Here is a 17,838-nt window from a genome sequence, read left to right as displayed (position 1 = left end):
CCGAGCAGACAGAGGTTTCCATGTTTCGATTGATCAAGTGGCTGTTTTACTTGGCCATTCTGGGTTTCATCGTCCTGGTGGCCTATGCCTATATCGGGCCGTTTTTCGGGGCCGACTTCTCGCCGCCCCAAACCGAGATTCGCGAGGATGTCATTCTTGAGACGCAGTAGCCTCACGCTGCTCGCCACGCTTTGGGCAACGCTCGGCGCGGCGCAAGAGCCGCTCTCGGCGATTGGCTGGTTGAACGACGCCGAGACCGTGGCCCTCGGCAGGCCCTATACCAAGCCGGACGAGCCGCCCGCCGCCGATCGCGTCGTGGTGCCCGGTGTCACCGTCACCGCGCTCGACGCACCGCGTGCGGATGCGGTCGGGCTCTTGCCGGGCTCGACCACGGGACTGCCCTCCACGCTCTGGCAAGACAGCGCGACCGACGCGATCCTGGAACGGCTGGGCGATCTGCCGGACGTGCCACTGCCTGCGGTTCAGGCGCTCTTTTACACACTCCTTCTGGCAGAGGCGCACGCCCCTGACGATGCTGGCAGCGGTGCGCGTTTCCTCGCCGCCCGCCTCGCCGCACTGCGCCGGTTCGGCGCTGTGGAACCCGCCCTCGCCATGGTCGAGCGGGCCGGTGGCGCGACCCCGGCGCTCTTCGATCAGTGGCTCGACCTTGCGTTGCTCGATGGCAGCGAGGATCGCGCCTGCACGGCACTGAGCAAGGCGCAGCACCTGAGCCGACGGCTCGCCGCGCGCATCTATTGCACCGCGCGCGCGGGCGATTGGGACACGGCGGCGCTCACCTATCACGGGGCCACCGCCACGGACGGGCTGAACGACACCGATGCCACGCTCCTCGCCCTGTTTCTCGATCCCGGGATGATCGAGGATATCGAAACGCCCGCCCCGCCCGCACAGATCACCCCCCTGCAATTCCGACTGTTCGAGGCGATTGGCGCTCCGCTTTCTACGCGTAACCTGCCGCGCGCCTTCGCGATGGCCGATCTGCGCGGCACCGCGGGCTGGAAGGCGGAACTCGAGGCCGCCGAACGCCTCGCCCGAACCGGAGCCTTGCCCGGCGCGCAGCTTCTGGGCCTCTATACGGCGCGCAAACCGGCTGCCTCCGGCGGCGTCTGGGACCGGGTCGCGGCTGTTCAGCGTCTGGACAATGCGCTCAGCAATGGCGATCCAACCGTCGTCGCACAGGCCATCCCCGCTGCGTGGCAGGCGGCGCGCGCGGTGCGGCTTGAGACCATATTTGCCGAACTCTTCTCCGAACGTCTCCTGAAGATCGACCTGCCCCCCGAGGTCCAGGCCCAAGCCTTTGACATAGCACTCCTCTCCAGCCTCTACGAGACAGCGGCACAGACCCTGACCCCAACCAACGCCCGCCAGCGCTTTGCCGCCGGACTGGCCCGCGGTGCCCCGTCCGAGGCCGAGGCCACGCGCCCTGTCGAACAGGCGGTCGCGCGCGGTTTTGCCCGCGTGGCCCCCGCGCCCGCGCATCAGGTGCTGATCGAAGAGGGACGGCTGGGCGAAGCGATCCTGCTCGCCGCGCGAGAGTTGGACAGCAACGCCGGCAGCGGTCGCGAGACGCTCAGCGCGGCACTCGGGACACTGCGTGCCGTCGGGCTGGAGGATACCGCACGGCGTGCAGCCCTTCAGATGCTCTTGCTGGAGCGCCTCAGTTGAGTAGCGCAACACATTGGATTTCCACGTTTCTTGAGGCCCAGGCCGCAGAACTCGGCGCCGCCGCCAACACCCTGTCCGCCTATCAGCGCGACCTGCGCGATTTCGAGGAGTGGATGGGCGGGCGCACACATGATCTTTTCTCGGCCACGCAGGAGGATATCGAAGCCTACCTGATCCATTGCGATGCGCAGGGGCTTGCGCAATCGACCCGCGCGCGCAGGCTCTCGGCGATCCGTCAACTCTACCGCTTTGCCTTTGAAGAACGGTTGCGCAGCGACAATCCGGCGATCCGCATCAAGGGGCCGGGGCGCGCGCAGCGCCTACCCAAGACGCTGAGCGAGGACGAGGTCAGCCGCTTGCTCGATACCGCACCGCAATTCGGTCGCAACCCGGCAGACCGCTGCCGCAATGCCTGTCTGATGGCGCTGCTCTATGCCACCGGCATGCGGGTGAGCGAACTGGTGACGCTGCCCCTGTCGGCCGCGCGCGGCGACCCCGACATGCTTCTGGTGCGCGGCAAGGGCGGCAAGGAACGCATGGTGCCGCTGTCACCGCCTGCGCGCCAGGCGCTCGCCGACTGGCTGGCGCTGCGCAATGCGCAAGAGGATGCAAAACGCGCCGAGGGCAAGACTGCCTCGGCCTATCTCTTTGCCTCAAGCGGCAAGGCCGGGCACCTGACGCGTCACAGGTTTTATCAATTGATCAAGGGCTTGTCAGCCGAGGCTCATGTTGATCCGGACAAGGTGACACCCCACACCCTGCGCCACGCCTTCGCCACCCATCTTCTGGCCAATGGTGCCGATCTGCGGGTCATCCAGACGCTTCTGGGCCACGCAGATGTCGCAACGACCGAAATTTACACCCACGTGCTAGAGGCGCGGTTGCAGGCCCTCGTCGAGGATCATCACCCGCTGGCGACCGCCGCGCGGCGCAAGGCGGGTGGAAGCACCTCCTCCGACGGCCAATAGCCTGTGCCAAGCGCCGTGTCATAGCCTTGCGTCAGCCCCGCCGCCCGCATCGCCGCCTGCGCAGCTTCGTGCGCGTAGGGCAAACGGTGCAGTGTCGCACGCCCTCTCTCCAGAATGGCAAAGGCGGTCTCCGATCTGCCGTCATTGGGCGGCATGCCGATCGCACCTACATTGACCCAGTCCACCGGGCCGATCCGGCGGGAGAACGCAAGGCCGCAATGCCCCGCCAGTACGCATGAAATATCTCCCGTAACACTCTGTATACAGTCAATTTCCTCGATGAATTTGTCATCATGCGACATCGGCCAGAGAAAGCGGCTGATGTCGCGAGCACCACCATGAATAACTGCATGCCGCCGCCCGTCATGGGCAAAGGTGATCATGTCCGGAAGCGCCGCCATCCAGTCGCGCACCTCATCGCTGACCGCTGCCTCGGCCTGCGCATACCATCCGGCCGACAGCCTGTCACACAGCGTGCCAGCCTCGAAGCCACAGCCGCAATCTCCGGCACGGGCGGCCAGTTGCCGCTCGCAATTGCCCGCGACAACGGCGCAGCCGAGATCGCGCATGGCGGCCACCGTCTCCGCAGGCTGCGCGCAATAGGCCACGATATCTCCGGTGCAGATCATCCGCTCCGGCGCAATACCGCGCCGCTCTGCCTCGACCATCACCGCCTGCGTGGCCTGCAGATTCGAATATGGCCCACCAAAAATCAACAGCGGGCCGTCCAATTCGCCCAAATCCCGCACCTGCATTGCGCCTGCTCCCTTGATTGCGGGCCGATCAGCCCCCATAACCCGGTCAAGCATAAGGAATATCACGCAAATGGAAGCGACGCATCCCGTTCTCGACCTGACCTTCTGGATCACGGCAGGGTCCATCCTCTGCCTGCTGGTCCTGTCGGGGTTTTTCTCGGGCAGTGAGACGGCACTGACCGCTGCCTCACGCGGCAAGCTGCGTGCGCAGGCCGAAAAGGGCTCTCGCGGGGCGGATACCGCGCTCAAGATCACCGAGGACAACGAACGCCTGATCGGCTCGGTGCTTCTGGGCAACAACCTCGTCAACATCCTCGCCGCATCGCTCGCCACGGCGCTCTTCACCCGGCTTTTCGGGGAAAGCGGCGTGGCGCTGGCGACGTTGGTGATGACGCTGCTTGTGCTGATCTTCGCCGAGGTTCTGCCCAAGACCTACGCCATCACCAATGCCGAGGTTGCCGCCTCGCGCACCGCACCGATCATCGTCTGGGTGGTCAAGGTGTTCTCGCCCGTCGTCTCGGCGGTGCGCTGGCTCGTGCGGCTGATCCTGCGCGGCTTTGGCGTGCAGACCGACCCCGACAGCCATATCCTCGCGGTACGCGATGAAATCGCGGGCGCGCTCTATCTCGGGCAATCCGAGGGCGTGGTCGAGAAAGAAGACCGCGACCGTATCCTCGGTGCGCTCGACCTGGGCGAGCGCGCGGTCGAGGAAATCATGCTTCACCGTTCGCGGATCGAGATGATCAATGCCGAGGCCGATCCCGAAGCGATCCTCGATCAATGTCTCAAGAGCAACCACACCCGCCTGCCGCTCTATCGCGACGATCCCGACAACATCGTCGGCGTGGTCCATGCCAAGGATCTCTTGCGCGCGATGCACAGCCTCGTCACCTCGTCCGAGGAAGGCGCCGCCGAGGCGCTGCGCGCCTTCGACGTCCAGAGCATCGCGCGCGAGCCCTATTTCGTGCCCGAGACCACCACGCTTGACGATCAGATGCGGCAATTCCTGCGCATGCGCAGCCATTTCGCGCTGGTGGTGGATGAATACGGCACGCTGCAAGGTCTGATCACGCTGGAGGATATTCTGGAGGAGATCGTCGGCGAAATCACCGATGAATTCGATCCTGATGCCGAACATCCCATCCGCAAGACCGAGGACAACCAGTTCCTGATCGACGGGGCGATGACGATCCGCGACCTCAACCGCGCGACCGACTGGACCCTGCCGGACGATGCCGCGAATACCGTGGCGGGGCTGGTGATCCACGAGGCGCAGATGATCCCGGCGATTGATCAGACCTTCATCTTTCACGGCTTCCGCTTTCAGGTGGTGGCGCGCAAGGACAACCGGATCACCAAGCTGAAGATCCGCAAGCTCTGAGCGTATTTGCGTCACGCGCCCCGCGCGCTGGAGCGGACGGGTACTGGCGCAATTGGTACCCCCTCCGAGAGCGAACAGCGCCCGGTTTGCGCCATCGCCGCGCTCAACTCGGTGCTCAGCACGTCCCACAGACGCTGAAGCCCCTCCTCTCCCGCCGCCGCTATGGCGAATTGCAGGATGCGGCCCAGAAAGGTGAAATCAGCCCCCTGGCTCAGCGCCTTGAGTACATCCTCGCCCGAGCGCAGCCCGCTGTCGTAGAAAACCGCCATCTCCGGTCCGACCGCGGCGCGGATGCGCGCCAGCGCCTCGATGGGCGGCGGCGCGCTCTCCAGTTGTCGCGCCCCGTGGCTGGACACCTGAATAGCATCGACCCCCGAGGCCGCCAGCCGCACGGCATCCTCGACATCCAATACTCCCTTGACCACCAGCTTGCCCGGCCACATCTCGCGCAGCCGTGCCAGAGTATCCCAGGTTGCGCGCGCGCGGCTTTCGGTGCGATCAAACGCATAGCCTGGCATCTGGAAATTCGCCATCTCCGGGCGGCCATGCAAAAGCGTGCGCAGCGACCAAGTGGGATGCAGCGCGAAATCGAGAAATTGCCGAGGGCCGAGTCGAAACGGCATCGTGAACCCATGGCGCAATTCGCGCGGGCGGCGGCCCAGTTCCGGCACGTCCACGGTGAGGATCAGCACCTCGTACCCCGCATCGCGCGCCCGCTCGGCCAGACGAAACGTGCCGCTGCCATCGCCGCTGAAATAGAGCTGAAACCACGCCTGCCCCTCGGCCACTTCAATAAGTTTTTCCAATGGGGTAGAGGCCACTGTTGACACGCCCAAAGGCACCTTTTCGCGCGCTGCCAAACGCGCCAGCATCAGATCAGAACCGGGGCCAGACAGGTTGCACATCCCCATCGGTGCAATGCCAAACGGCCGCCCGGCCTGCCCGGCAAACAGGGGCACACTCAGGTCACGCACGCTGACATCGCGGAGGATGCGCGGGATCAGCGGGATCGCGTCCAATGCCGCGCGATTACGCGCCGCGCCTGTCTCGCGCCCCGCCGCGCCGTCAATATAATCAAATACCATCCACGGCAGGCGGCGGCGGGCCAGACGGCGCGCATCCTCGGCGCTGTGGATATGCGCGGCGCGTCCCACAGGATCAGCGCGCCACATGCACCGCGCAAGGCGCATGCCGCACGACCCGCGCGGCGGTGGAGCCGAGAAAGTAATCCCGCAGCCCCGGCTTGTGCGAGCCGATGACGATGCAATCGGCCTTTATCTCGGTGGAATAGTCCACGATGGTCCGATAGCTGTGGCCCTTCTTGAGCACCGGCTTGACCTCCGGATGCTCGGCCAGTTTTTCAGCCATGCGCGTGCGCGCCATCTCGAACCCGGCGCGCACCATCTCTTCGTCGAGATAGGCCCCGACCGCGCCGCTCGGCGTCTCGTAGACATGCAGCGCGACGATCTCGCCGCCGTCGTGTAGCAGCGCACGGGCGATTTCCAGCGTTTCCGGCGAAAGCCCGTGATCAAGCGCCATCGGGACAAGAATACGTTTATACATGCTGTCAGCTCCTTTTGCAGATGCCCCGCGCTATCCGGCGGGGTCGAGAACGATCTTGGGCGCGGCCACCCGGCCCGCGCGCAGGTCGGCAAAGGCGGTGGCCCCCTCCGACAACCCGCGCGCCTCGGTCCAATCGAGGGGGCCAAGCCGCCCGTCGAAGATCGCCTGCGCGGTGTCGCGGAAATCGTGCGCCGTATAGGTATAGGTGCCGATGAAGGTGATCTCCTGCAAGGTCATGCGCCGGATATCGAGCCCGTCCGCATCCTCGCCCAGCCCGACATGCGCGATCACGCCGCCCGGTGCCGCACAGGCCGAGGCGATGGCACGGGTTGCGGCATAGCCCACGGCGTCGATCACCAGACCGAACTGCCCTGCCGCCTCTTCCACCACATGCAGCCCGCAGCGCTCGGCCAGATACGCCCGCCGCGCCGGGTTCGGCTCGGACAGGGTGACATCCTCCACCCCCTGCGCCGCCAGCGCCAGCGCCGCCGCCAGACCGATGGCCCCACCGCCGATCACCAATGCCGCCCCCGGCACGCCCTGCTTGCGCGCCTCGACCGCCAGCCGCACCGCGTGCCAGCTCACCGCCAGCGGTTCGGCCAGCGCGGCCTTGGCCAGCGCCACATCGGAGGGCACCGACACAAGGTTGCGCACGGGCATCGCGACATATTCGGCGAACGCCCCTTCGCGCGGCGGCATCGAGATGATCTGCCGCGCCGCGCACAGGTTTTCGCGCCCCGCGCGGCAGGCCTCGCAGGCCCCACAGGTCACCAGCGGATTGATCGTCACCCGCTCGCCTTCGCGCGGTCCGCCCACGATCACTCCCGCCGGCTCATGCCCGAGGATAAGCGGCGCAGGGCGGCGCGCGTCATGGCCCAGATAGGCGTGCATGTCCGACCCGCAAATGCCCACGGCCAAGACCCGGACCAACTCCTCGCCCGCGCGCGGTTCGGCATCCGGCACCTCGCGCAGCAAGAGGGTTTCGGGGCCTTCATAGATCAACGCCTTCATTTCGCGGTGAACCCTCCATCGACCATCAGAACCTGCCCGGTCACATAACGCGACGCCTCGGAGCACAGGAACAGAAGCGGGCCGTCCATGTCCGACAGATCGCCATTGCGCCCGATGCAGGTCTGCGCCGCATTGCGCGCCGCGCGGTCCGCGTCGCCAAAGACCGCCTGCGTCAGTTCAGTGGGGAAAAAGCCCGGCCCTATGGCGTTTGCGGTAATCCCGTCACGCGACCATGCCTCGGCCATGGCGCGGGTCAGCTGCGCGATACCCGCCTTGCTCGCCCCATAGGCAATTCCACCGGGAAAGGCGCGCGTGGTCTGGAGCGAGGCGAAATTGACCACCCGCCCCCAGCCATCGGCGCGCATGCCAGGCACCAGCGCCTGCGTGAGAAAGAACGGCGCCGTGAGGTTGAGCGCGAGCGTGGCGTCCCAGCCTTCGGGCGTCACCTCATCAGCGGCCTGCCGTGTGTTCACCCCCGCCGCATGCACCACGATCTGCGGCGCACCAAAGGACGCGCGGATCGCCGCCACCGTCTCGGGTAGCGCGTCGCGGTCGGCCACATCGGCCACGACATAGGCCGCATGGTCACCCACCTCAGCCGCCCAGTCCCGCAAAGCCGCCTCGCGCCGCGCCACACCGACGACGCGGGCACCCGCGCGGGCCAGCACCAGCGCCGCGTGCCGCCCCAGACCGGAACTCGCCCCGGTGACGCAGGCTATCCGGCCCTTCACGCTGAAGAGGTCGTCAGCCATTGGCGGTCAGATCGAAGGTCTCATCGGGGAAATACTTGGCCAGCCGCACATCTGCGGCGCGGGCATGTCCCTCCATACCCTCAAGGCGAGAGATGCGCGCCGTCGCCTCGGCGATGGATTTCGCACCCTCGCGCGTGGCTCGCTGCCAGGTGACGATCTTCATGTACTTATGCACGCTCAGCCCGCCGGTATAGCGCGCCGCGCCAGAGGTGGGCAGCACATGATTGGTGCCCGCCGCCTTGTCGCCATAGGCCACCGTCGTTTCCTCACCCAGAAACAGCGAGCCATAACAGGTCAGCCGACCCAACCACCAATCGAGATCAGCCGCCTGCACCGTCAGGTGCTCGGGGGCGTATGCGTCGGAGGTCGCCGCCATCTCCTCGCGGTCGGCACAGAGGATCACCTCGGCATAATCGCGCCACGCGGCGGCGGCGTTCTCGGCATTCACCTCCGGCAGATCGGCGATCAGGCCGGGCACGCGCGCCATCACGTCCTCGGCCAGCGCGCGATCATCGGTCACCAGCCAGACGGGCGAGTTGTAGCCATGCTCGGCCTGGCTCACCAAATCCGTCGCCACGATATGCGGATCGGCACTGCTATCGGCCAGGATGAGGCTGTCAGTTGGCCCTGCGATCATGTCGATCCCAACCCGGCCAAAGAGAATGCGCTTGGCCTCGGCCACGAACTGATTGCCGGGACCGACGAGGATATTGGCGCGTGGCAGGCCGAAAAGGCCAAAGGTCATCGCCGCCACCCCCTGCACCCCGCCCATGGCAAGAATCTGATCCGCCCCGCAGATATGCGCGGCATAGACGATCGCCGGGTTCACGCCCACATCCGGGCGCGGCGGTGAACAGGCGGTGATATGGCGACAGCCCGCAACCTTGGCGGTGGTCACCGTCATAATGGCGCTCGCGATATGGCTATAGCGCCCGCCCGGCACGTAGCAGCCCGCCGCATCCACCGGGATCGCCTTTTGCCCCGCGATCATGCCCGGCACGACCTCATGTTCGACATTGGCGACGGTGGATTTCTGCATCTCGGCAAAGCGGCGCACGTTGTCATGGGCAAAGCGGATATCGGCCTTGAGCTTTTCGGGGACCAAGGCACAGGCGGCCTCGATCTCGGCTGACGTCAGCAGGACATTGCCCTCGTATCTGTCGAACTTGGCGGCATATTCCAGCGCCGCCGTGTCACCGCCCGCCTCGATATCGTTGAGGATGGCGATGACCGTGTCATGCACGTCGCCCGCGTTCGAGGTCGAGGTGAGGCTAGCTTTCTTGAGGTATTCCAGAGCCATGTCGCAGAGGTCCTATTTGTAGATGTCAGGCAGAAGCGTGGTTGAGACGGCGGGCACATAGGCGATCAGCAGAACGACCACGAACATGCCCAGAACGAAGGGCACCGCACGCCACGCGATCCGCAGGATCGACTCGCCGGTGATGCCCGAGACGACGAAAAGGTTGAGCCCCAGAGGCGGCGTGATGAACCCCACGCCGAGCGCGGTGATCATCATGATGCAGAACTGGATCTCGTTCATGCCGATATTGTCGGCGAGCGGTTTCAGGATCGGCGCGAGGATCACGATATTAGGCGTGGTTTCCATGACACAGCCCGCCGCGACCAGGATGCCGATCATCAAGAGGATCAGCAGCCACGGCTCATCGGTCAGGCCGGTGACGGCGGTGACAAAGCCCTGCGGCACGCCCATGATCGCCAGCGCCTCGGCCAAAGGGGCCGAAAAGGCGATGATCGGCAGGATCACCCCGTTGACCTTGGCCGAACTCACCAGCATCGCCGGGAAATCCGCAAGGCTCAGCGTGCGCAGGATGAACCCCATGAGGATCGTCACCACGACCGCCGTCGCGCCCGCCTCGGTGGGCGTGAGCCGCCCCGAGAAAATGCCATAAAAGATGATCCCCGGCACGATGAACGCATACCACCCCGAGGCGAGCGCCCGCCCCAGATTGCCGAGCCATTCGCCAAAGGACAGCCTGCCGCCGCCCTCGTAATCGTAGATCCGGTTGACGATGATATTGGTCACCAGGATCGACACGAGGATCGCAAGCCCGGGAATGAGCGCCGCCATGAACAGCGTCGACGCGGAAATACCCAGCACAAGACCAATGATGATATAGGCGATCGAGGGCGGAATGAGGATGCCGGTGCAGGCCCCCGCCGCCACCAGCGCGCAGGCATAGGGGCGCGGATAGCCCGATTCCACCAGCCGGTCGATGGTCATCCGCCCGACCGCCGCCGCCCCCGCAGCATCCGAGCCAGAAATCGCGGCGAACATCCCGCAGACCAGCACTGTGGCCGAGCCGAATCCCCCCTTGGCAAAGCAGGTGAGCGCCTCGGCCACATCGAGAAACTTGCGGCTGAGCCCGGTGCGCACCAGAACGTCACCGGTCAGGATGAAGAGCGGCACGGCCGTCAGCGCAAAGGCGTCGATGCCGGTGAACAGGCTCTCGCCCACTAGGCTGAGCGGCAGATCGCCCGACATCACCAGCATGATGATCGCCGCCGACCCGATGGCGGCCCAGACCGGCACTGCCAGCGCGATCAAGCCGATGAAGATCAGAACTGGAAGGTAGAAATCCCACCCCAGTTCGACGGTTTGCTGCGTGGCACCCCAAAGCATCGCGCGCCCTCAATCAAAGAGTTTGTCGCCCTCGAAGACGGGCGTACCGTCCCGGAGCGATTTGAAATCCCGCAGCAGAGACTGCACGAGACGAAAGAGCATTAGCGAAAACCCCACCGGCACGGCCATCAGGAACCACACCTTGGAGATGCGCAGCCCATCGGTGACCGAGCCGAACTTGGCCGAGACATGCACCGTCTCCAATGACCAGTAGAGCGCCACCACCGCCACCGCGACCATCACCAGATCGCCGAAGATATAAAGCAGCGCCTTGAGCCGTGGCCCGAGGTAATGCATCATCACGTCGATCCGGATATGCGCGCGTTCCTTGACCGCTGCGGCGGCCCCGATCCAGGCCAGATAGATGAAGGAGTAGCGCACGATCTCTTCGCCCCAGATCGAGGAATAGGCAAAGATCTCGCGCCGGAGCACCTCGATCGCCATCGTGGCGACGAGCATCACGTAGAACACAAGCAGCAGCCAGCGTTCGGCGTCCCGGTCGATACGGCGCAATACAGACATGGGGGCATCCCTTCTCTTGGGTCAGAGCACCGGTGCCGTGCGATGCGCGGCTGCGGTCCTTGTCCTGACGGAGTGACGGGGGCGCGCGGCCCCCGCGCAGGGCTCAGGCGTCGTGGACGTAGTATTTACCTTGCGTCCCGGCGGCCTCTTCCATCTTGGCGAAAGTTTCCATGGACCCGGCCAGCTCGACCTTGAACTCGTCCCATTCCGAGCGCTGATAGCCGCCCGCGTCCTGCCACTCGGCCAGTTGATCGTCGCTCAGCGAATGGAACTGCACCCCCGCCTTGACCAGTTCGGCCATGGCATAGGCGCGCGCCGACGGCACCTTGGCGAGGTTTTGATGCGCGGTCATCTCAGAGCCCCACATGATCCCCTCCTGCACGTCGCCGGGCATCGAGTTGAACCATTCAAGGTTGCACGAATAGACTTGGCTGTCAGGCACCGCCTGCGTGAACGTCACATGGCTGAGGATGTCCTTGAAGCCAAAGACAAAGAGCGCGCCAACCGACGGATCGAGCGCATCGGCCACGCCCTGCTTGATCGCCGAGGGGGTCTCGCCCCACGCCACGGGCGTCGGGTTCGCCCCGACCATGCGGTAATATTGCTGCAACATCTTGGAGCCGGGCACGCGGAACTTGATCCCCGACATGTCGGCCGGCGTCATCACCGCGTTGCCGCCCTGGCGCACCGCAACGACGCGCGGGTCGATATTGACATAGAACAGCGCCTTGAACCCGGCCGCCTCGACCTTGGGATGCACTTCGGCATTCCAGAAATCGGAGTTGACGAGATTGGTAAAACGTTGGTTGGAGCCGCACAGGTACGGCATATTGATCAGGTCAACCGCGCTTGCGAAGGGCGCGAAATTCGACAGTGAATGCTGTGCGGCCTGAATCGTGCCGCCCTGCACCTTTTGCACAAGACTGCCGCCCGCGCCCAGCTGACCGCCCGGGGCCAGCTTGACATAGACCTTGCCATTGGTGGCATTCTGGACGTTCTCCTTGAGATCCAGCTGCATGATCGGGTAGCTGCGCGATGCGCCCAGCACATAGGCAGTGGCCACGGTCATCACGTGATCTGCGGCCTTCTCGCGTTCGTTTTCCTCACGCGCGGTCTGTGCCACGGCCTCGGTCGACCACAACGTACCCGCCGCCCCTGCGACAAGGGCCGCGGTAAAGCCGCCGGTGCTGGCCAGTTTTAGGAAATTCCGGCGCGTGGCCGACTCGAGTTCCTTGCGTTCGTTATCCAAGATCATCTCCTCCCGTTTTGACGATCAGCCGTCTGACTTGTTCCGCCTGTCGGCTTCTTTTTTCAGGATCGCTACGACGAAAAACGTCGAGGCGGTCAGCAGAACCAGCATCTCTCCGACATCACTCAGCGGCGCGCCCACCCCCGATGCGCCAAGCGCGACATTCGCGGTAAAGGCGGCAAAACACAGGATCGCAAGCACGAGTGCCATGGATGTTCCTCCCGGACGGAATCGGTTCTTGCCTTGATGTAAGCGCTTGCATTACGATATTGCAAGCGCTTTCATTTGATTTTCGCGTGAACCGGGGCTAGAGCCTGTTTGTTCATGAACTCCGGATGAGGACTTTGGAAAAGCCGAACATGGCCCCGATCAGCGCCCCCCGCCCTGCCCCGACACTCGAGGATGTCGCCCGCGCCGCCGAGGTCTCGACGGCCACGGTCTCGCGCTGCCTCAACACGCCCGGCAAGGTCTCCGACGACACCCGCCTGCGCGTGATGGCGGCGGTGGCAGCGCTTGGCTATGCACCGAATTTCGGCGCGCGTGCCATGGTCTCACGGCGCACTCGTACGATCGGCGCGGTGATCCCGACGATGGAGAACGCCATTTTCGCACGCGGGCTTCAGGCTTTTCAGGAAGAGTTGCGCACACTTGGCTATCAGTTGCTCGTCGCCTCGTCGTCCTACCGACAGGACGTCGAAGAGGAACAGATCCGCTCGCTGGTGGCGCGCGGGGCCGACGGGCTCTTGCTGATCGGCCATGACCGCGCGCCGCAGGTGACCGAGTTCCTGCAACAGCGCGGCCTGCCGGTGCTGGTGACATGGGCCTATGATCCGGCGCAGACGGGCGTCTCGGTCGGCTTTGACAATCGCCGCGCAATGCGGACGCTTGCAGAAAAGACCCTCGATCTTGGCCATCGCGACATCGCGGTGATCACGGCCCCGCTGGCCGATAACGACCGCGCCCGCGCACGGGTCGACGGCATCCGCGACGCCATCGCCGCGCGCGGCTTGTCCATCGAAGGGTTGCGGCTGATCGAGACCGATTACGGCATCACGACCGGCGGCGATGCCTTCGCGGCGCTGATGCAGACCAGCCCGCGCCCCACAGTGGTGATGTGCGGCAATGACGTTCTGGCAGTGGGCGCGGTGAAACGTGCCCGCGCTCTCGGCCTGTCGGTGCCGGGGGATGTGTCGATCACGGGCTTTGACGATATAGACATCGCCTCGGTGGTCGAACCCGCGCTGACAACGGTGCATGTGCCGCACCGCGCGATGGGGGCGGCGGCAGCGCGGTGTCTGATCCGGATGATCGAGGAAAACGGGGCCGTCGCACCACAGGAACTGGACGCGCATGTGACGTGGCGCGACTCGCTCGGGCGGCCACCGCGATAGGCGTCGTGTCGCGACGTGTGGAGGTGGCCTGAACCCGACATACGCACCACCCGCGCGAAACGCACCGAAGGTGCCGCGCGATCGCCGGGCCGTCCCGCGGCCTGGCGATTTTATAGGGTGCGCAACGTGTTTAGGTTACAATGACTTGGCTGGCATAAAGTGGGGCTAACAACGGTTGCATCGCCAGTCCCCGGCCCTGCGATCACGCAGCACCTTCTGGCGGGGTGCCATGTCCGCTCCAGGCCATAATCCACCCCGCTCAGAAAAGGCCAACCTCGGATAGAACCCCCGGAATCCGCTTCTTCACCTTGAAGAACCCCGCCGTCGCATGCGGCCAGATCGCGCGATCCCAATCGCGCTGCCATTCCGCCAGCACGATGCCACGCGCCACCTGCCCCGCCTGCGCCTCAATCAGCCAATCGCGCAGCGGACCGACCGGCACATAGGGCGTCACGATCTGCCGGGCCCCGCACCGTTCGGCCCATGTCGCCAGATCCCCCGGCACGCCCGCGCGCATCTCCTCGGCCTGCCAGCCGCCCCGCGCCGCCGTATCCGCAAGCGCCGCCGTCTCGAACCGTGCCACATGCTCCGCCACGGGGCGTACCGAGCGCAGGTGACTGCCAGCAAGCATCGCGACCCCGCGCAGATCGAACCTGTCGGGCGCAAAATCCTCCGGACAACAGTCCTCCTCGGTCAGCAAGAGAACCGATGGCACGCCGGTATCAGGCGCGCGCGGCACCCGCAGCGGCATCACCGGCGGCAACCCCTCGGGCTCCTCACCCTCCAGCCCGGTCACATCCTGCGCCAACTCAATCGGACGCGGCGTGAACCGTCCGTCGGTATAGGTCGCGATATTGCCCGCCCGCGCCACATAGGGCTTGCCGCGCGTGTGCAGCCCCGCCACCCACCGCCAGCCAAGCGTATTGGAGGCCGGATCACCATCAAGCAGATGACGCAGGAAGAAATCCGCACCCAAGCGCCACGGCAGCCCAAAGGTGAATATCCAGATCGAGGCGAACCACATGCGGGCGTGATTGTGCAGATACCCGGTCTCCACCAGTTCCCGCGCCCAGGCGTCGAAACACGCGAGCCCCGTCTCTCCGGCCTCCGCCGAAGCGACCTCCCGGCGCAGGCGGCGGTCGTCCTCCATCCGCTCCAGATCACGGCAAAGCCCATCACGATAGCTCTGCCAGATGCCGGGGCGATGCTCCAGCCAGCCCTTGAAATAGCCGCGCCAGATGACCTCCTGAATGAACTTCTCGGCCCCCGCATGGCCATGCGCGCCAAGCGCCGTGGCAACCGCCTCCCGCTCCAGCACCAAACGGCGCCGCAAATAGGGCGAAAGGGTCGAGACATCGCGATGCGCCCCCGCGCCACGGTCGAAATTGCGCCCCTTGGCATAGCGCCGCCCCATGCGCGGGGCAAAGCCCTGCATGATCTCCAATCCATGCGCGCGTTTCGCATCCTGCACCGCCGGTCCCCCTGCTCTGCCCATCGTCAGGCAGCACAGATGGACCGGTGGCGCAGAATTTCAAACGCGGGGCATCAGTCGGGCAGCACCTCCCACTCCAGACCGGGCCGGTAGCGCGCCGCGATCCGCCCCTCCTCCAGCGCCAGCAGGTGCAGCCAACCATTGTCGAACAGCGCGCGCACCCCGTCGTGACGCCGCAAGACATCCCCGATCGCCTCTGTCGGGGCCTCGATCATCACCGTCAGCCGCAGCGGCTCGTGCCGCAGCGCCGCACCATCATGCACCGCCTGCCACGGCAGACCGGGGCGCAACAGCCCCCCGTTGCCCTGCACCACGCCGATCCCGCCAGTGACATTGTGGATCAGCTTGTTGCCCCCGCCAAACGCCGCCGGGGCCACGCTCGATCCGTAATATTGCAGGCTGATCCAGCTTGCCACGACCACCGGCGCGGTGAGGATCAATTCCAGCGTGCCAAAGCCCGTATCCGCCCGCCAATCATAACTGTGCAGGAAGGTGCGCCCTGCAAGATCCACCCCCGAGGTCACCGCACGCGGGGCCGCGATGAATGACGCACAGCCCGCCAGCCCCCATTCCGGGCGCAGTTCCGCCCAGTCCGAGGACCGCGCCGCCACGGTTCGCGCCACAGCCCCCGGCAGGCTCAGCGCACGCTCACCCCGCGCCAGCGCCCCGGCCCGCGCCAGCCATGCGCCGGCCCTGCTAATGTCATCGGCATGCTCCGGCGCGGCGCTGTCGGGGTAAAGCGTCACGGCGTCGCGCGTGGTGTCATGCAGCCCGGCCATGAAATGCGTGTCCTCGGGTAGGTCGACCCCAAGTGCAGGCAGCCCTGCCCGCGTCTCGGGATCGTTCAGCAACTGCGCCAGCAGCCGCGCCGACACCTCGCCGGTATGCCCGCCGCAGGCCCCACAGTGATAGGCGCTTTCATGCGGATTATTGGTCACCTGCGCGCCATGACCCAGCAAGAGAACCAGCCGCGCATGCCCCGTGGTAAGGCTCATCGCGCGCAGCACCTTGGCCGCTGTCTCGGCCTTTGCCTCAGCATCAAGCGCCGGGTTGAGCCGGGGCGCAGGCCCCTCGGCGGGTGCGGCGCCTTTCAGCCCGAGCGCGTCCTTGACCAGCTTCGCGCCATAGAACGGCCCCGCCGCCTCGACAAAGGCGAAGGACGACACCGCCGCCTGCCGGAACCGGCCCCAGGCGCGGGTCGCCCGGGCGCTGATCCGGGTCGATTGCTCGACCTCGGGCGCGGCGTAGCTCGTCGCCGTCATCGCCGGCTGCAACAGCACCGGAAGATGCGCCTCGACCACGTCCGAGCCATGCGCGCAATGCGCCACCGGCAGGCCGAAGAACCCGGCAAAGCCAATGGTTTCCACGCCGGGATCGAGGCTTTCGAGCGCGCGGCGGAACACCTCGGAGCGCACGTCGATACAGAACGCCGCCTGCAGCGCGGGCCGTCCCGCCACCGGCGCGGGGCTGCGCAGATCGACCGCCAGCCGCCGCTGATAGGCGCGCTCGGCGGCCTCCTGAAGGATCGCGTCGATCACCTGATCGGGCGAGGGCGCGACAGGTGCTTCATGCGCCGCCACCGTCCCGGCCCAGGGCCCGGCCACGCCCGGCACCTGCGCAAAAATCGCCTCTTCCCAGATCAGCCGGATCGCCAGCAGATCGGTCAGCGTGTGATCGCTTTCCCCCTCCGCCTCGGCCTGCCACAAGAGCCACCGGGCATGCTGCGCCCAGCCGGCCATATCCATGTAGAGCCGGTGAAAGGCAGTCTCGGCCGCCGTCTCGGTGATCCCCAGCCGTTCACAGGCGCGCAGGATGGCACGGTCGGCGGTGTCGGGGGCCTCGGTCACATGCGCGCAAAAGCCCGTCAGCCCCGCAATTTCGGGTGTCAGATCATGCATCGCCCATTCGCGCCAGGCGGCAAAGGCCCCACGCCCCGGCGCAGGCGTCCAGAGCGCCTGCCCCCGGTCGAAATGCCCCCCGGCCCAGAGCCCGAAACTGCGCCCGATGATCGACGGCCAGTCGGTGCCGTCCACCCGCGCGGCCAAATCGGCCACGGTGGGCAGCGCCTGCGGTGCCTCACTCGGCCCGGTGATCCGCGCCTTGAGATAGGCCAGGTCGACCGGCTTGACCGGCGATTGACAGGCATAAAGCGCGGCGGCGAGATCGTCCTCGCTCATCGCGCCACGCGCCAGCATAGCGGCATAGTCCGCGCGCGCCCGCGTCAGCCGCACGCCCCCCACCCGCGCCAGCCGGGCCGAGGCCGTGGCCAGATCCTCGCTGACCTGTCCCAGGAACGGATTGACCGCGACCGTGGCCTCCAGCGGAAAGGCCGGTGGCAGGGCAAGCGCCGCCGCCTCTGCCGCACTCAAAAGGTCCGCGACGCGATCCGGGGCGATTTCAGTGTGCTTGAGAAACATGGCTCGGGCT

The 17,838-nt window shown here is 66.0% G+C and carries 17 protein-coding genes; 5 read left to right on the top strand and 12 right to left on the bottom strand.

Features of this window, described 5'->3' with window-relative positions; all coding sequences use genetic code 11:
• Positions 1–20: 20 nt before the first annotated feature.
• From PVU19_RS09175 to PVU19_RS09165, 3 genes are read left to right on the top strand one after another with little or no spacing between them, the layout of a single operon-like run.
• On the top strand, positions 21–170 hold the full coding sequence (locus PVU19_RS09175; RefSeq protein WP_162838261.1) for a hypothetical protein: 150 nt from the start codon (positions 21–23) through the stop codon (positions 168–170).
• Positions 157–1,686 carry a hypothetical protein gene (locus PVU19_RS09170; protein WP_235575852.1) on the top strand — a complete coding sequence of 510 codons (1,530 nt, stop codon included), beginning with the start codon at positions 157–159 and terminating at the stop codon, positions 1,684–1,686. Before PVU19_RS09175 ends, PVU19_RS09170 begins: the two co-directional genes overlap by 14 nt.
• Complete coding sequence (locus tag PVU19_RS09165; protein WP_050663278.1) at positions 1,683–2,654, top strand: tyrosine recombinase; 972 nt, start codon at positions 1,683–1,685, stop codon at positions 2,652–2,654. Before PVU19_RS09170 ends, PVU19_RS09165 begins: the two co-directional genes overlap by 4 nt.
• Here the strand turns inward: PVU19_RS09165 and PVU19_RS09160 are convergent.
• The gene (locus PVU19_RS09160; protein WP_050663279.1) at positions 2,591–3,409 is read right to left on the bottom strand and encodes a metallophosphoesterase family protein; all 819 of its coding nucleotides are present in this window, start codon (positions 3,407–3,409) and stop codon (positions 2,591–2,593) included. The two genes, PVU19_RS09165 and PVU19_RS09160, sit on opposite strands and share 64 nt — an antisense overlap.
• Positions 3,410–3,479: 70 nt before the next feature.
• Here PVU19_RS09160 and PVU19_RS09155 point away from each other — a divergent pair, with 70 nt between their 5' ends.
• Positions 3,480–4,790, top strand: coding sequence for an HlyC/CorC family transporter (locus tag PVU19_RS09155; protein WP_050663280.1), 1,311 nt, complete (start codon positions 3,480–3,482; stop codon positions 4,788–4,790).
• A gap of 11 nt (positions 4,791–4,801) precedes the next feature.
• Here PVU19_RS09155 and PVU19_RS09150 read toward each other — a convergent pair whose 3' ends face one another.
• The 9 genes from PVU19_RS09150 to PVU19_RS09110 all read right to left on the bottom strand — a co-directional run bounded on the left by PVU19_RS09150 (position 4,802) and on the right by PVU19_RS09110 (position 12,738).
• On the bottom strand, positions 4,802–5,962 hold the full coding sequence (locus PVU19_RS09150) for an alpha-hydroxy acid oxidase (RefSeq protein ID WP_050663298.1): 1,161 nt from the start codon (positions 5,960–5,962) through the stop codon (positions 4,802–4,804).
• Positions 5,949–6,353 (bottom strand): universal stress protein, encoded by a 405-nt coding sequence (locus PVU19_RS09145; protein WP_050663281.1) that lies wholly within the window; start codon positions 6,351–6,353, stop codon positions 5,949–5,951. Before PVU19_RS09145 ends, PVU19_RS09150 begins: the two co-directional genes overlap by 14 nt.
• A gap of 30 nt (positions 6,354–6,383) precedes the next feature.
• A complete protein-coding gene (locus PVU19_RS09140) occupies positions 6,384–7,364 on the bottom strand; it encodes a zinc-dependent alcohol dehydrogenase (RefSeq protein ID WP_050663282.1) in 981 nt (326 codons plus the stop codon).
• Positions 7,361–8,116, bottom strand: coding sequence for an SDR family NAD(P)-dependent oxidoreductase (locus PVU19_RS09135; RefSeq protein ID WP_050663283.1), 756 nt, complete (start codon positions 8,114–8,116; stop codon positions 7,361–7,363). The genes PVU19_RS09140 and PVU19_RS09135 overlap by 4 nt, the downstream gene beginning before the upstream one ends.
• Complete coding sequence (gene hisD, locus PVU19_RS09130) at positions 8,109–9,416, bottom strand: histidinol dehydrogenase (protein ID WP_050663284.1); 1,308 nt, start codon at positions 9,414–9,416, stop codon at positions 8,109–8,111. Before hisD ends, PVU19_RS09135 begins: the two co-directional genes overlap by 8 nt.
• 12 nt (positions 9,417–9,428) lie before the next feature.
• Complete coding sequence (locus PVU19_RS09125; RefSeq protein ID WP_050663285.1) at positions 9,429–10,757, bottom strand: TRAP transporter large permease; 1,329 nt, start codon at positions 10,755–10,757, stop codon at positions 9,429–9,431.
• Positions 10,758–10,766: 9 nt separating this feature from the next.
• A complete protein-coding gene (locus PVU19_RS09120) occupies positions 10,767–11,279 on the bottom strand; it encodes a TRAP transporter small permease (RefSeq protein WP_050663286.1) in 513 nt (170 codons plus the stop codon).
• A gap of 103 nt (positions 11,280–11,382) precedes the next feature.
• The gene (locus PVU19_RS09115) at positions 11,383–12,534 is read right to left on the bottom strand and encodes a TRAP transporter substrate-binding protein (protein ID WP_152911656.1); all 1,152 of its coding nucleotides are present in this window, start codon (positions 12,532–12,534) and stop codon (positions 11,383–11,385) included.
• An 18-nt stretch (positions 12,535–12,552) separates the two neighbouring features.
• Positions 12,553–12,738 (bottom strand): hypothetical protein, encoded by a 186-nt coding sequence (locus PVU19_RS09110; protein WP_050663287.1) that lies wholly within the window; start codon positions 12,736–12,738, stop codon positions 12,553–12,555.
• A gap of 149 nt (positions 12,739–12,887) precedes the next feature.
• On the opposite strand from PVU19_RS09110, the gene PVU19_RS09105 reads away from it, so the two are divergent.
• The gene (locus tag PVU19_RS09105; protein WP_050663288.1) at positions 12,888–13,919 is read left to right on the top strand and encodes a LacI family DNA-binding transcriptional regulator; all 1,032 of its coding nucleotides are present in this window, start codon (positions 12,888–12,890) and stop codon (positions 13,917–13,919) included.
• 259 nt (positions 13,920–14,178) lie between these two features.
• Here the strand turns inward: PVU19_RS09105 and PVU19_RS09100 are convergent, their stop codons facing one another.
• Positions 14,179–15,414 carry an FAD-binding domain-containing protein gene (locus PVU19_RS09100; protein WP_050663289.1) on the bottom strand — a complete coding sequence of 412 codons (1,236 nt, stop codon included), beginning with the start codon at positions 15,412–15,414 and terminating at the stop codon, positions 14,179–14,181.
• A gap of 50 nt (positions 15,415–15,464) precedes the next feature.
• The gene (locus tag PVU19_RS09095; RefSeq protein WP_050663290.1) at positions 15,465–17,828 is read right to left on the bottom strand and encodes a YbcC family protein; all 2,364 of its coding nucleotides are present in this window, start codon (positions 17,826–17,828) and stop codon (positions 15,465–15,467) included.
• Positions 17,829–17,838: the final 10 nt, after the last annotated feature.

The sequence above is a fragment of the Roseovarius tolerans genome, from assembly GCF_028885395.1.
GTDB classification, from domain to species: domain Bacteria; phylum Pseudomonadota; class Alphaproteobacteria; order Rhodobacterales; family Rhodobacteraceae; genus Roseovarius; species Roseovarius tolerans.
This window is presented reverse-complemented; position numbering and strand designations above follow the sequence as displayed.